Origin of the sequence: Streptomyces sp. V4I8, from assembly GCF_041261225.1 — a bacterium.
Taxonomy (GTDB): domain Bacteria; phylum Actinomycetota; class Actinomycetes; order Streptomycetales; family Streptomycetaceae; genus Streptomyces.
In genome coordinates this window covers 3,231,541-3,245,681 of sequence record NZ_JBGCCN010000001.1, presented here as the reverse complement: position 1 = coordinate 3,245,681, position 14,141 = coordinate 3,231,541, and the positions used below count along the sequence as shown (strand labels likewise).

The window sequence follows — 14,141 nt, the reverse complement described above, 5'->3', positions numbered from 1 at the left end:
CCGGTAGATTCAGAGCCTCTTGAACGATCAAGTCTGAAACTTGTTCTAGATTAGCGTCCCGCGTAATCTCGCGGGACATCGCAGGGAGAAGGGGGCCCGGAGTGACCGCTGAGGCCAGGGAGGCCGGGCCCTCACAGGACCCTGCCGCCGACGGCGAGCGACCGCTCGACATCGCGCTTCTCACCTATAAAGGGAACCCGTTCTGCGGCGGTCAGGGCGTCTACGTACGGCACCTCTCCCGCGAACTGGCCCGCCTCGGCCACCGCGTCGAGGTCATCGGCTCCCAGCCCTACCCCGTCCTTGACGAGGGCGCGGAGTACGCGGACCGCCTCACCCTCACCGAGCTCCCCAGCCTCGACCTCTACCGCCAGCCCGACCCCTTCCGGACCCCGGGGCGCGGCGAGTACCGCGACTGGGTCGACGCCCTGGAAGTGGCGACCATGTGGACCGGCGGGTTCCCCGAGCCGCTGACCTTCTCGCTGCGCGCCCGCCGCCATCTGCGCGCCCGGCGCGGCGAGTTCGACGTCGTGCACGACAACCAGACGCTGGGCTACGGGCTGTTGGGCGACGTGGGCGCCCCCCTCGTCACCACCATCCACCACCCCATCACCGTCGACCGGCAGTTGGAGCTGGACGCGGCCCAGGGCTGGCAGCGTCGGATGTCGGTGCGCCGGTGGTACGCCTTCACCCGCATGCAGAAGCGCGTGGCCCGCCGCCTGCCGTCGGTGCTGACCGTCTCGGGCACGTCCCGCGCGGAGATCGTCGACCACCTCGGCGTACGCCAGGACCGTATCCACGTCGTGCACATCGGCGCGGACACCGACCTGTTCTCACCGGACCCGTCGGTACGGCGGATCCCCGGCCGCATCGTGACGACGTCCAGCGCCGACGTCCCCCTGAAGGGCCTGGTCTTCCTCGTCGAGGCGCTCGCCAAGGTCCGCACCGAGCACCCCGACGCCCACCTCGTCGTCGTCGGCAAGCGGCCCGAGGAGGGCCCGGTCGCGCAGGCGATGGAACGGTACGGCCTCGAAGGCGCCGTCGAGTTCGTCAAGGGCATCTCCGACGCCGAGCTCGTCGACCTCGTCCGCTCGGCGCAGGTGGCATGCGTGCCGTCGCTGTACGAGGGCTTCTCCCTGCCGGCCGCCGAGGCCATGGCCACGGGGACACCGCTCGTCGCCACGACCGGCGGGGCGATCCCCGAGGTCGCCGGGCGCGACGGCGAGACGTGCCTGGCGGTGCCGCCGGGCGACCCCGGGGCCCTGGCCGCCGGGCTGAGCCGCCTGCTGGGCGACGCGGAGCTGCGGGACCGCCTGGGAGCGGCCGGACGTGACCGCGTCCTGCGGCACTTCACCTGGGCGAAGGCCGCCGAGGGCACGGTGGCCCGCTACCGCGAGGCCATAGCCCGCTCCGCGGGCCGGGACGCGGGCGGCTCCGCCCCCACCCCGAGCCCCGGCCGCTCCGCGGCACCTGGCATCGACCTCCCCCACGCTCGAACAGACTCGCGCGGGGGGACCCCCATCGCGCCCCAGCCCCCGGTCCGCCCCGCGGCCGCCTCAGCCGACGCGTCCGGCGCACCCGCCGCATCCGCGACCCCCACAGATGTTGAAGGCGTCAACTCCGAAAGCAGGGCCACGTGCTGACCGTCGACTTCTCCCGGTTCCCGCTCGCCCCGGGCGACCGCGTCCTGGACCTCGGCTGCGGTGCCGGCCGGCACGCGTTCGAGTGTTACCGGCGCGGCGCCCAGGTCGTGGCGCTGGACCAGAACGGTGAGGAGATCCGCGAGGTCGCGACGTGGTTCGCGGCGATGAAGGAGGCGGGCGAGGCCCCCGAGGGCGCGACCGCCACGGCGATGGAGGGCAACGCCCTCGCGCTCCCCTTCCCCGACGAGTCCTTCGACGTCGTGATCATCTCCGAGGTCATGGAGCACATCCCGGACGACAAGGGAGTCCTCGCGGAGATGGTCCGGGTGCTGAAGCCCGGCGGCCGGATCGCCATCACCGTGCCCCGCTACGGCCCCGAGAAGATCTGCTGGACGCTGTCCGACGCCTACCACGAGGTCGAGGGCGGCCACATCCGCATCTACAAGGCGGACGAACTGCTGGCGAAGATCCGCGAGGCGGGGCTGAAGCCGTACGGCACCCATCACGCGCACGCCCTGCACTCCCCGTACTGGTGGCTGAAGTGCGCGTTCGGCGTCGACAACGACAAGGCGCTGCCGGTGCGGGCGTACCACAAGCTGCTGGTCTGGGACATCATGAAGAAACCGCTGGCCACCCGGGTCGCCGAACAGGCACTGAACCCGCTGATCGGCAAGAGCTTCGTGGCGTACGCGACCAAGCCCCACCTGCCCCGGGTGGACGCCAAGTGACCACTCCCCGGACAGAACACCTCGTCCTGCCCGGGGTCCTCACCGCCGAGCAGGCCGCCGCGACCGTGGCCGGCATTCTCGCGGTCCAGCGGGAGGACGGTGCGATCCCCTGGTTCCGCGGGCATCACCTCGACCCGTGGGACCACGTCGAGGCGGCGATGGCCCTGGACACGGCCGGTGAGCACGAGGCCGCCGAGCGGGCCTACACCTGGCTGGGGACCCACCAGAACGACGACGGCTCCTGGTACGCCGCCTACGCGGACGGCGCGTACGACGACGTCACCGACACCGGCCGCGAGACCAACTTCGTCGCCTACATAGCCGTAGGCGTCTGGCACCACTACCTCTCCACCGGCGACGACACCTTCCTGGACCGGATGTGGCCGTCCGTCTACGCGGCGATCGAGTTCGTCCTCCGGCTCCAGCAGCCGGGCGGGCAGATCGGCTGGCGGCGTGACGCGGACGGCACGGCGACGAAGGACGCGCTGCTGACGGGCTCGTCGTCGATCCACCACGCCCTGCGGTGCGCGCTCGCCATCGCCGAGCAGCGGGAAGAGGCGCAGCCGGACTGGGAGTTGGCGGCGGGGGCGTTGCGGCACGCGATCCGCCGGCATCCGGAGCGGTTCCTGGACAAGGACCGCTACTCCATGGACTGGTACTACCCGGTGCTGGGCGGGGCGTTGACGGGCACCGAGGCCAAGTCCCGGATGGAGGAAGGCTGGGACCGCTTCGTCGTCCCCGGGCTCGGGGTGCGGTGCGTCGTGCCCAACCCGTGGGTGACGGGCGGTGAGTCGGCCGAACTCGCCCTGGCCCTGTGGGCGATGGGCGAGTCCGACCGGGCGCTGGACATCCTCCAGTCCATTCAGCATCTGCGGGACGCGGACAGCGGTCTGTATTGGACCGGGTACGTGTTCGAGGACGACGCGATCTGGCCTCGGGAACTCACGACCTGGACGGCGGGGTCGGTTCTCCTCGCAGTCGCGGCGCTGGGTGGGCATGAGGCGACCTGTGCGGTGTTCGGCGGGGACCGACTGCCCATGGGGCTGGACCCGGATTGTTGCGCCTGAGAACTCGGGTGGCCTGAGTGGTGTGGCCGCTGCGGGGTTCGTCGTGGCTGCTCGCGCCCCTGAAGGGGTTTCAGTGGCGGTGGACTCGATTGGCTATGGCGTGGCCCACGAACAGGTACACGACCGCCGCCAAGCCGTAGCCCGCCACGACCCTCGCCCACTCCTCGTCGAACGTGAACAGGTCGTGCGACCATCCCGCCAGCCAGCGGGCCACGTCGTGCACGAACTGCACGAAGTCGTTCGCCCGGTTGGCGTCCAGCAGGTACATCAGGATCCAGAGGCCCAGGACGAGGGCCATGACATCGGCGACGATCGCTATGACCGTGCCGGCCTGATTGGCACCGTTGCGATATCGAGGGGACATGCCCCTCGGGTAGCCCCTGAATCCCGGATGAAACCCGCCGTGCCGGCCTATGAGTTGAGCTCGGCGAGCACGCGCAGGGTGTTCCGGTCGGGGGACAGGGCGAGCAGATCGGTCACCGGTCCCTTCCGCCACAACTCCAGCCGCTCGGCGATGCGTTCACGCGGGCCGACGAGGGAGATCTCGTCGGCGAAAGCGTCCGGGACGGCGAGGACGGCCTCTTCCTTGCGCCCGCTGAGGAACAGCTCCTGAATCCGCCGAGCCTCCTCCTCGTACCCCATGCGCGCCATCAGGTCGGCGTGGAAGTTACGGGCCGCGTGCCCCATGCCGCCGATGTAGAACCCCAGCATGACCTTGACGGGGAGGAGGCCCTCGGAGACGTCGTCGCAGACCTGGACGCGGGCCATGGGGGCGACGAGGAAGCCCTGCGGGAGGTCGCGTACGGCGTCCCCGTAGACGTCGGGCCTGCTCGGCGACCAGTACAACGGCAGCCAGCCGTCGGCGATCCGGACGGTCTGCGCGACGTTCTTCGGGCCCTCGGCACCGAGCAGGACGGGAAGGTCGGCGCGGAGGGGATGGGTGATCGGCTTCAGCGCCTTCCCGATGCCGGCGGCGTCCGGGCCGCGGTACGGATGGGCGTGAAAACGCCCGTCGAGCTCGACGGGCGCCTGACGCTTGAGGACTTGCCGTACTACGTCCACGTACTCCCTGGTGGCGGTGAGCGGCGACTTCGGGAACGGCCGCCCGTACCACCCCTCCACCACCTGCGGCCCCGACAGCCCCAGCCCCAGCATCATGCGCCCGCCGGAGAGATGATCGAGCGTGAGAGCGTGCATGGCGGTGGTGGTCGGGGAACGGGCGGCCATCTGCGCAACCGCCGTACCCAGCTTGATCCTTGACGTCTGCGCGGCGATCCACGTGAGCGGCGTGAACGCGTCGGACCCCCAGGACTCGGCGGTCCACACGGAGTCGTAGCCCAGCCGCTCGGCCTCCTGAGCGAGGGGCACATGGTCCGCGGAGGGGCCGCGGCCCCAGTAACCGAGTGCGAGCCCGAGCCGCATGTCCGCCTCCTGACAGCCCGTCAGTTATGCATTGGGCTTGCGACTGTACGACGACGGCCCCTCACCGGGAAGGGTGAGGGGCCGTCGTACGGGGTCTTACGGTTGCCGCGGTTCAGCCGCGCTGGATACCCGACGTGTCCTGAAGGACACCACGGCGGCCGTCCTGCGTCTGCGCCACCAGGGCCGCGCCACGCTGCTCGACGGCCAGGTACCAGGTGCCCGGCGCGAGTTCGGCGATCGGCGTGGGCGAACCGTCCTCCGCGAAGAGGGGGCGCGCCACGGGGACCGCGAACCAGAACGGGGAGAAGTCCGCGGCCGGAGCCTGCGGTGCCTGCGGCGCCTGCGGCTGACCCCCGAAGGGCTGCCCGGCCTGCGGCTGACCACCGTACGGCTGCTGCGGCTGCTGGGCACCCGGGTAGCCGTAACCACCGGGCGGCTGGGCGCCGTAGGGCTGGGGGGCGGCGGGGCTGGGGGCGGGGAGGAGGGCGGCCTGGAGGGCGGGGACCAGGGGGGTGGCGATGGCGCCGGCGGCGAGGACGAGGGCGGCGATGAAGCCGAGGATGAGGCCAACGCCTGATTCGCTCGCGTCGATCAGCGACCACAGCAGGACCCAGGCGGCCGAGACGGTGAGGGCGGTGCCGACCGTGCCGAGGTCGAGACCGGCGACCTTGCGAGGCTGCGGCAGCAGGCGAGCGGACACGATGAGTCCGGCGCCGATCACGCCGCCCATGTAGCTACCGAGGCCGAGCCCGAGGTTGTCCCATGCGTTGGGGATGTCGACAGAGCTGCAAAACTCGCCACTGCAGCTGACGATGTCGAGAAACGACGCGATGAAGAGCAACACCGCTGCTCCGATCACCACGCCGTCGCCTCTAGTGAGGGAGCGGATATTCACTTCAAAGGTCCTTCGTCGGTCGTCTCGTCGGTAGAGGCGTCGCTGTCACCATGTCGCCGTCAGGCCCCGGTGTGAAGCGCGGGGGTGGCCCCTCATCGTAAGGACGACCTTATCGTCCGACCGACGAGGGTGTCCGCCGGGATCAGCCCGTGACCACTACCCGCGCAGGAAACTCACGATTCCCTCAGAGATTCCTTGCGCCGCCTTCTGCCGCCACGCGCTACTGGTGAGCAACGCCGCGTCCTTGCTATCGCGCATGTTGCCGCACTCGATGAACACCTTGGGAACCGTTGACAGATTGAGACCGCCCAGGTCCTCGCGCGTGACGAGACCGGTGCCGGCGCCGACGTAGTTGGAGGGTGCGCTGCCCGTGACGCGGACGAAGGAACCCGCGATGCGCTCGCCGAGGTCGCGGGAGGGGATGACGATGGGGCCGGTGTTGGCGGCGCCCTCGTTCACCTTGCCGGGGAGGATGACGTGGAAGCCCCGTTGGCCGGCGCCCGCGCCGTCGGCGTGGATGGAGACGACGGCGTCGGCGTGCGCCTTGTTGCCGATCTGTGCGCGTTCGTCCACGCACGGACCCCACGAGCGGTCGCCGTCCTGTGTGAACTTGACCGTGGCGCCCTGCCTTTCCAGCAGGGTGCGCATGCGGTGGGCGACGTCCAGCGTGAACTTGGCCTCGCTGTAGCCGTCGTTGGTCGAAGTACCCGTCGTGTCGCACTCCTTCCAGTTCGTGCCGATGTTCACCTTGCGGTTGATTTCGGCCGTGCGCTGGAAGTTGTTCGGGTTGTGGCCCGGGTCGATGACGACGACCTTGCCTTTGAGGGGGCCGGAGGCGGCGGGCGCGGAAGTGGAGTCGGCGGTGGACTCGGCAGTGGGGGTGGGACCCGGCGGCTTGTCGTCGTTGGTGGAGGACGCCGTCGGTGCGGTGTTCGACGGTGTCGCGGACGACGGACGTACGGCCGCGTTGCCCGAGCCGCCTCCGTCGCCGGGGCCGCCCACGGCCTCGTAGATCACCCACCCGAGCAGGGCCCCCGGCACGAGCGCGGCGACCGCGACGGTCAGGGTTCGGCGGCGGCTGCGGCGGGGCTGGGGAGGATCGAAGTCCGGGCCTACGTACGACACGCCTGCCACCTTACGGGCCGCCCGCGGCCTGCGCGGGGAAGGCACGGTCGAGCGGGGCGGGAGTTCAGACCCCTGTCCCCGTCCGCTTCAGCACCCGCAGCGACTCCGTCACCGACACCTCCGTGAAGGCCCCGGACTCCAGTGCCCGCAAGTACACGCGGTAGGGGGCCTGGCCCGTGAACTCGTCCGCCGGGTTCGGGAACACGTCGTGGATGGCCAGCAGTCCGCCTTCGGCGACGTGGGGGGCCCAGCCCTCGTAGTCGGCGGTGGCGTGTTCGTCGGTGTGGCCGCCGTCGATGAAGACCAGGCCGAGGGGGGTGCCCCAGATCTTCGCCACCTGCGGGGAGCGGCCGACCAGCGCGACGACGTGGTCCTCCAGGCCCGCCTTGTGCAGGGTGCGGCGGAAGGTCGGCAGTGTGTCCATCAGGCCGATCTCGGGGTCGACCGTCTCGGGGTCGTGGTACTCCCAGCCCGGCTGCTGCTCCTCGCTGCCGCGGTGGTGGTCGACCGTGAGGGCCGTCACCCCGGCCTGGCGGGCGGCTTCGGCGAGCAGGATCGTTGAGCGGCCGCAGTACGTGCCGACCTCCAGGAGGGGAAGGCCGAGGAGCCCGGCCTCCAGGGCTGCCGCGTAGAGCGCGAGCCCCTCGCCCACGGGCATGAAGCCCTTCGCCGCCTCGAACGCGGCCAGGATCTCGGGCTTGGGGGCCGGGGCCATGGGGGTCCTTTCAGTCTTGCTTGCGTATGGGCGCCCATGCTGCCGCACCCCCTGCCAGTGGAGCGACAGGGGGTGCGGGTGGTGTGGATCTCAGGCCTTCGCAGGCCGTCTCAGGCGCTGACCGTCTCCCCCGGCAGCGACAGGTCGAGGTCCACGGCGCTGTCATCGCCCGTGTGGGTCGCCGACGAGGCGAGCGGGGCGTGGCCGTCGGCTCGGGCGGCCAGGACGTAGGCGCCCTGGGCGGGGACGGTGAGGGCGTAGGTGCCGTCCTCCGAGGAGAGGGTGGCGCCCGCCTGGCGGCCCCGGCGGTCGATCAGGGTGACCTTGGCGCGGGCCACCGGAGTGCCCGTGGCGTCCAGGACGCGGCCGCGGAAGCCGCGCAGGACCTCCTCGGCGCGCTCCAGGTTGGCGTCCTCCTCGCTGCTGGCCCGCAGCTGCGGGTGGGCGGCGGCGGGGCGTTGCTTCGGGAGGAAGAGGGCCAGGAGCAGGCCGACGGCGACCGCGGCGGTGGCGATGAGGAAGGAGACGCGGAAGCCGTGCATCGTCGGGATCTCCACGCCGCCGACGTTGTTCGCGGTGTTCGCCAGCACCATGCCGATGACGGCGCTCGACACGGACGTACCGATGGAGCGCATCAGGGTGTTGAGACCGTTCGCCGCGCCCGTCTCCGAGGCCGGGACCGCGCCGATGATCAGGGCGGGGAGGGAGGAGTAGGCGAGGCCGATGCCCGCGCCGAGGATCACGGAGATGACGAGGCTCTGCCAGGGGGCGCTCATCAGGCCGAGGCCGGCGCCGTAGCCGACCGCGATGATCAGCAGGCCGAGGATCAGGGTGGTCTTGGGGCCGTACTTCGCGGAGAGGCGGGCGTAGACGGGGGCGGTGAACATCATCGTCAGGCCCAGCGGGGCGACCAGCAGGCCCGCGACGACCATCGACTGGCCGAGGCCGTAGCCGGTCTCCTTCGGCAGCTGGAGCAGCTGGGGGAGGACGAGCGAGACGACGTAGAACGAGACCCCGACCATGATCGACGCGAGGTTGGTGAAGAGGACGGCCGGGCGGGCCGTGGTGCGCAGGTCGACGAGGGGTGCCTTCGTGCGCAGCTCGTAGACGCCCCAGAGGAGGAGGACGGCGACCGAGGCACCGAACAGGCCGAGCGTGGTGGCCGAGGCCCAGCCCCAGTCGCTGCCCTTGGTGATGGGGAGGAGGAAGAGGACGAGGCCGGCGGAGAGGCCGAGGGCGCCGAGGGCGTCGAAGGAGCCTTCCGCGCGGACCTTGGACTCCGGTACGACGAGGAGGGTGAGGGCGATGGCGAGGATGCCGAGGCCTGCGGCGCCGTAGAAGAGGGCGTGCCAGTTCGCGTGCTGGGCGACCAGGGCCGCGGCGGGCAGGGCGAGGCCGCCGCCGACGCCGATCGAGGAGCTCATCAGGGCCATCGCGGAGCCGAGCCGCTCGCGGGGCAGCATGTCGCGCATCAGGCCGATGCCGAGGGGGATCGCGCCCATGGCGAAGCCCTGGAGGGTACGGCCGACGATCATGGGGAGGAGGGTGCTGGTGAACGCGCTGATCAGCGCGCCGACCACCATGACGGCCAGGCTGGCTATCAGCATGCGCCGCTTGCCGTAGAGGTCACCGAGCCGGCCCATGATCGGGGTCGCGACGGCGCCGGAGAGCAGCGTGGAGGTCAGGACCCAGGTGGCGTTGCTGGGCGCGGTGCTCAGCAGCTGCGGCAGGTCCTTGATGACCGGGACGAGCAGGGTCTGCATCACCGCGACAACGATGCCCGCGAAGGCGAGGACCGGGACGAGGGGGCCGGTCGCTCTGCCGGTGGGCTGTTCGTTCGTCGTTTGTGTCATGTGAGGGACCAACCCGGTGTGCCTGGGCAACTATTCCGATGCTTTTGGCCAGCTAACGATTTTTTGACCTTCTCTTGGGAAACGGGCCTGCGCCTGGGTCCTGGGGAGGAGGGGGCCTAGGTCCATTTCCTGATGCCAGGAGCGCCGGTCGTTGAGAGCATGACACTCATGCTCCGAGCCGCTGACGCCACCACCCGTACGTCCCGCCGCAGCGCCCCTCCCGCCTGGCTGGTGGTGGCGCTCGCGTGTGCCGGGCAGTTCCTGGTCGTGCTCGACGTGTCCGTGGTGAACGTGGCCCTGCCGTCGATGCGGGCCGACCTGGCGATGAGCGCGCAGGGCCTGCAGTGGGTCGTGAACGCGTACGCGATCGCCTTCGCGGGGTTCATGCTGCTCGGCGGGCGCGCCGGGGACCTGTACGGCCGTAAGCGCATGTTCCTCGTCGGGCTCGCCGTGTTCACCCTGGCCTCGCTGGCCGGCGGGCTGGCCCAGCAGGACTGGCAGCTGCTGCTCGCGCGGGCCGTGCAGGGGCTGGGGGCGGCGGTGCTGGCCCCCTCGACGCTGACGATCGTCACGGCGGCGGTGCCGGAGGGGGCGGCGCGGGCGCGGGCGATAGGCACCTGGACGGCCGTCGGCGCGGGCGGCGGGGCGGCGGGCGGGCTCGTCGGCGGGGCGCTGGTGGAGGTGCTGTCGTGGCGCTGGGTCCTGCTGATCAACGTGCCGGTGGGCGCGGTGGTGCTGGCCGGTGCCCTTCGCTGGCTCGCGGAGAGCCGGGCCGGGGACGGGCGGCGGCTGGACCTGCCGGGAGCGGTGCTGGTGACGGCGGGACTGGGGACGCTGGCGTACGGCATCTCGCAGACGGAGGCCTCCGGCTGGACGGCGACGGCCACGGTCGTGCCGCTGCTCGCCGGTCTCGCCCTGATCGGCGTCTTCGTCCTCGTGGAGTCGCGTACCGCGGCTCCGCTGATGCCGCTCGGGCTGTTCCGGGTACGGGCGGTGTCGTCGGCGAACGGGGCGATGTTCCTGTGCGGGTCGGCGATGTTCTGCATGTGGTTCTTCATGACGCTGTACGCGCAGAACGTGCTCGGCTACACCCCGCTGGAAGCCGGCCTGGCCCTGGTGCCGAGCTCGCTGGCCGTGCTCCTCGGCTCCAAGCTCGCGCCGCGCCTCATGCCACGGCTCGGCCCGCGCAACGTGGCCGCCGCCGGCACGCTCGTGGCGGTCGTCGGCTTCGGCTGGCAGTCGACGCTGAGCGCGCAGGGCGCGTACGTCACCTCGATCATGGTGCCGGGCATCCTGATGATGCTGGGTGCGGGCCTGGCGGCGACCCCGCTCGCGGCGCTGGCCACGTCCGGGGCGGAGCCGGGGGAGGCCGGGCTGGTGTCGGGCCTGGTCAACACCTCGCGCACGATCGGCGGTTCGCTGGGCCTCGCGATCCTGTCGACCCTGGCGGCGGCCCGCTCGGGCGGCAGCGCGACCCCTCAGGCGCTGACGGAGGGGTACGCGCTGGCGTTCCGGACGGGGGCGTGGGTGCTGGCGGGGGGAGTGGTGCTGATGCTGGTGTGGTTGCCGCGGAGGCCTGCCGGCCACTGAGCTCTGCCCCCTGCAGTCACCCCTACAGCCACCCTGCCCCCCTACAGCCACCCCTGCTGCCGTGCCTCCCGCAGTGCCTCCATCCGGTTGCGTGTGCCCGTCTTGCCGATGGCGGAGGAGAGGTGGTTGCGGACGGTGGACTCGGACAGATGCAGCTTGGTCGCGAGGTCGGCGACCGTCGCGCCGTCCGTCGAGGCGTTGAGGACGTCGCACTCGGGGGTCGTGAGCGGGTTGGGGCCGGCACTGGGGGCGGCCGCGGCGAGGGCCGGGTCGATCACCGTCTCGCCGGTCAGCACGCGGCGGATCGCGACCGCCAGTTCCTCCACGGGACCGTCCTTCACCAGAAAACCGGCGGCTCCCGCCTCCATGGCCCGGCGCAGATACCCAGGGCGGGCGAAGGTCGTCAGGATCAGCACCCGGCAGTCGGGAACCTGGTCGCGCAGCTCGGCCGCGGCGTCCAGCCCGCTGCGGCCCGGTAGTTCGATGTCGAGCAGCGCGACGTCCGGGCGGTGGACGACAGCGGCGTCCACGATCGCGTCCCCGGCCGACACCTGCGCCACGACCTCGATGTCCGGCTCCATCCCCAGCAGTAAAGCGAGAGCCCCGCGCATCATGCCCTGGTCCTCGGCGAGCAGAACCCGGATGGACTTGGCGGGCCGGTGGTCCCGCGGCATCTCGTTCACGGCCCAAGGGTAGGGCGCACGGGACGCTCCGCCGCCGGTGCAGACCCAACCGGTCGCGACCAGTCGTCGTGCGCCTGCGGCGCCGTTGTGGCACGGAGCCGACGTCCCCCGGTCCGCTGGGGGCTCGGGGCTCGGGGCTCGTGCCGAGGGATCGATGTGGGGGAGCGATTCCTCGCTATGTCACGGGCGCCCGGACCGGAGGGCTTGGAGGCGGGCCGGCCCAGCGACCTGACACCCCGTCAGGAGCCTTCACAAGTACGGTGCGCTCGGCTATACAGAGGGCGCCGGACTGGAACGCGTTCTAGATCGGCCCGCGACGACCTCGGTGCGGCCGACGGTGCGGACGGCCGTACCGAGGTCTTGACTCCGCCACTGTCAGGAGCCGTATGCCCATCGACGCAGCCAAGGCCCTCGCCGCCGAACCCCGGACCGGCGAGATCTCCTGGAACTCCAAGGACGTCCAGCTCTACCACCTCGGCATCGGGGCGGGCGTGCCGGCCACCGACCCCGACGAACTGCGCTACACCCTGGAGTCCCGGCTGCACGTCCTGCCCAGCTTCGCCACCGTCGCCGGCTCGGGCTCGCCCGGAGTGATCAGCGGACTGTCCATGCCGGGCATCGAGGTCGACCTCGCCCGCGTCCTGCACGGCGGCCAGAGCCTGGTGATCCACCGGCCCCTCCCGGCGACGGGCACGGCCACCGCGACCAACCGGATCGCCGCCATCCACGACAAGGGCAAGGCCGCCGTCCTCGTGATGCGTACCGAAGTCGCCGACACCGACGGCCCGTTGTGGACCAACGACGCCCAGATCTTCGTACGGGGAGAAGGCGGGTGGGGAGGGGACCGCGGCCCTTCCGCCCGCCTCGACCCCCCGACCGGCGAACCCGACCGGGTCGTCGAGCGGCCCGTCCGCGAGGACCAGGCCCTGCTCTACCGGCTCTCCGGCGACTGGAACCCCCTGCACGCCGACCCCGAGTTCGCCAAGGTCGCCGGGTTCGAGCGGCCCATCCTGCACGGACTGTGCACCTACGGCATCACCCTCAAGGCGGTCGTCGACACGCTGCTCGGCGGCGACGTGACCCGGGTGCGGTCGTACGTCACCCGGTTCGCCGGGGTCGTGTACCCGGGGGAGACCTTGCGGATCCGTATGTGGCACACACCGCAGTCCACGAGGGTCGCCGTCAGCGCCGTCGAGCGGGACGACGCGCCCGTCCTCGCCGACACCATCGTCGAACACTCCTGAACCCTGGATGACCCTGAGGGGAGCCGCACCATGCGCGCAGCCGTACTGCACGAGATCGGCCAGGACAAGCTGGAGGTCCTCGACGACGTCGAGGCGGTGGGCTTCGGGCCCGGCCGGGTGAGGGTCCGGGTGCGGGCCACCGGACTGTGCCACTCGGACCTGTCCGCGATGGCGGGGGTGCTGCCCCAGCCGGGCCCCTTCGTGCCCGGTCACGAGGGCGCCGGCGAGATCCTCGAAGTCGGGGAGGGCGTGCGCGACCTGAAGCCCGGCGACCGGGTCGTCGTCTGCTGGCTGCCCGCCTGCGGTGCCTGTCCCGCCTGCAGGCGCGGCCAGACCGAACTGTGCCTGGCCGGGTTCATGAACGCGGGCACCCCCAACTTCAAGCGCCCCGCCGGGGACGTCTTCGGCTTCGCCGGCACCGGCACCTTCGCCGAGGAGGTCGTGGTCGACGCCGGCTGCGCGGTGCCGATCCCCGACGACGTCCCCTTCGACATCGCCGCCCTCATCGGCTGCGGGGTGACCACGGGACTCGGGGCCGCCCTCAACACCGCCGACGTGGAGGCCGGTTCGTCGGTCGCCGTCATCGGCTGCGGCGGCGTCGGCATCTCCGCGATCCAGGGCGCCCGGCTCAAGGGCGCCGCCGAGATCGTCGCCGTCGACCCGGTCGCCTCGCGCCGCGAGTCCGCGCTCAGGTTCGGTGCCACCAGGGCCGTCTCGCCGGACGAGCTGCCCGACGCCAAACAACAGGTCACCGCCGGCGAGGGCTTCGACTACGTCTTCGAGGTCGTCGGCAAGTCCGCCACCGCCCGCACGGCCTACGACAACACCCGGCGCGGCGGCACCCTGGTCATCGTCGGCGCGGGCGCCATGGACGACTTCCTCCAGCTCAACATGTTCGAGCTGTTCTTCGACGAGAAGCGGATCCTGCCGTCCATGTACGGCGGCGGCGATGTCCTGCGCTCCTACGAGCGGACGATCGCCCTGTGGCGCGCGGGCCGCATCGACCTCGCCGGCCTGATCACCCACCGTGTGCCACTGGCGGACATCAACGAGGCCCTGGACCAGATGCGGACGGGCGCGGCGCTGCGTACGTGCATAGAGATCTGACATCGAAGGGGCCGTATCCATCGAGGGGCCGCATCTATCGAGGGGCCGCATCTATCGAGGGGCCGTATCCAT

13 protein-coding genes are annotated in these 14,141 nt (G+C 71.4%); 6 read left to right on the top strand and 7 right to left on the bottom strand.

Going from position 1 to position 14,141, the window contains the following annotated elements; genetic code table 11:
- Positions 1-101: 101 nt before the first annotated feature.
- The 3 genes from ABIE67_RS14740 to ABIE67_RS14730 are packed head-to-tail and all read left to right on the top strand — an operon-like array spanning position 102 to position 3,435.
- Positions 102-1,640 (top strand): glycosyltransferase family 4 protein, encoded by a 1,539-nt coding sequence (locus ABIE67_RS14740; RefSeq protein WP_370257056.1) that lies wholly within the window; start codon positions 102-104, stop codon positions 1,638-1,640.
- Positions 1,634-2,368 carry a class I SAM-dependent methyltransferase gene (locus tag ABIE67_RS14735; RefSeq protein ID WP_370257052.1) on the top strand — a complete coding sequence of 245 codons (735 nt, stop codon included), beginning with the start codon at positions 1,634-1,636 and terminating at the stop codon, positions 2,366-2,368. Before ABIE67_RS14740 ends, ABIE67_RS14735 begins: the two co-directional genes overlap by 7 nt.
- A complete protein-coding gene (locus ABIE67_RS14730) occupies positions 2,365-3,435 on the top strand; it encodes a prenyltransferase/squalene oxidase repeat-containing protein (protein WP_370257049.1) in 1,071 nt (356 codons plus the stop codon). The genes ABIE67_RS14735 and ABIE67_RS14730 overlap by 4 nt, the downstream gene beginning before the upstream one ends.
- Positions 3,436-3,505: 70 nt before the next feature.
- Here the strand turns inward: ABIE67_RS14730 and ABIE67_RS14725 are convergent, their stop codons facing one another.
- From ABIE67_RS14725 to ABIE67_RS14700, 6 genes are all read right to left on the bottom strand, one after another.
- Positions 3,506-3,799 carry a hypothetical protein gene (locus tag ABIE67_RS14725; protein WP_370257044.1) on the bottom strand — a complete coding sequence of 98 codons (294 nt, stop codon included), beginning with the start codon at positions 3,797-3,799 and terminating at the stop codon, positions 3,506-3,508.
- 47 nt (positions 3,800-3,846) lie between these two features.
- Positions 3,847-4,857: an LLM class F420-dependent oxidoreductase gene (locus tag ABIE67_RS14720; RefSeq protein WP_370257040.1), complete on the bottom strand. Its 1,011-nt coding sequence runs from the start codon at positions 4,855-4,857 to the stop codon at positions 3,847-3,849.
- A 112-nt stretch (positions 4,858-4,969) separates the two neighbouring features.
- A complete protein-coding gene (locus tag ABIE67_RS14715) occupies positions 4,970-5,752 on the bottom strand; it encodes a DUF5336 domain-containing protein (protein ID WP_370257037.1) in 783 nt (260 codons plus the stop codon).
- Between the two features lie 156 nt (positions 5,753-5,908).
- Complete coding sequence (locus ABIE67_RS14710) at positions 5,909-6,877, bottom strand: N-acetylmuramoyl-L-alanine amidase (protein ID WP_370257032.1); 969 nt, start codon at positions 6,875-6,877, stop codon at positions 5,909-5,911.
- Positions 6,878-6,941: 64 nt separating this feature from the next.
- Positions 6,942-7,592 (bottom strand): class I SAM-dependent methyltransferase, encoded by a 651-nt coding sequence (locus ABIE67_RS14705; protein WP_370257027.1) that lies wholly within the window; start codon positions 7,590-7,592, stop codon positions 6,942-6,944.
- A gap of 110 nt (positions 7,593-7,702) precedes the next feature.
- A complete protein-coding gene (locus ABIE67_RS14700) occupies positions 7,703-9,445 on the bottom strand; it encodes an MFS transporter (RefSeq protein ID WP_370257024.1) in 1,743 nt (580 codons plus the stop codon).
- 159 nt (positions 9,446-9,604) lie between these two features.
- On the opposite strand from ABIE67_RS14700, the gene ABIE67_RS14695 reads away from it, so the two are divergent.
- Positions 9,605-11,035 carry an MFS transporter gene (locus ABIE67_RS14695; protein WP_370257019.1) on the top strand — a complete coding sequence of 477 codons (1,431 nt, stop codon included), beginning with the start codon at positions 9,605-9,607 and terminating at the stop codon, positions 11,033-11,035.
- A 41-nt stretch (positions 11,036-11,076) separates the two neighbouring features.
- Here the strand turns inward: ABIE67_RS14695 and ABIE67_RS14690 are convergent, their stop codons facing one another.
- Positions 11,077-11,709, bottom strand: coding sequence for a response regulator (locus ABIE67_RS14690; RefSeq protein ID WP_370268608.1), 633 nt, complete (start codon positions 11,707-11,709; stop codon positions 11,077-11,079).
- Between the two features lie 395 nt (positions 11,710-12,104).
- Between ABIE67_RS14690 and ABIE67_RS14685 the strand changes: the two genes are divergently transcribed.
- Positions 12,105-12,962, top strand: coding sequence for a MaoC/PaaZ C-terminal domain-containing protein (locus ABIE67_RS14685; RefSeq protein ID WP_370257016.1), 858 nt, complete (start codon positions 12,105-12,107; stop codon positions 12,960-12,962).
- 30 nt (positions 12,963-12,992) lie between these two features.
- Positions 12,993-14,069, top strand: a complete 1,077-nt coding sequence (locus ABIE67_RS14680) for a Zn-dependent alcohol dehydrogenase (protein WP_370257012.1) — start codon at positions 12,993-12,995, stop codon at positions 14,067-14,069.
- Positions 14,070-14,141 lie beyond the last annotated feature (72 nt).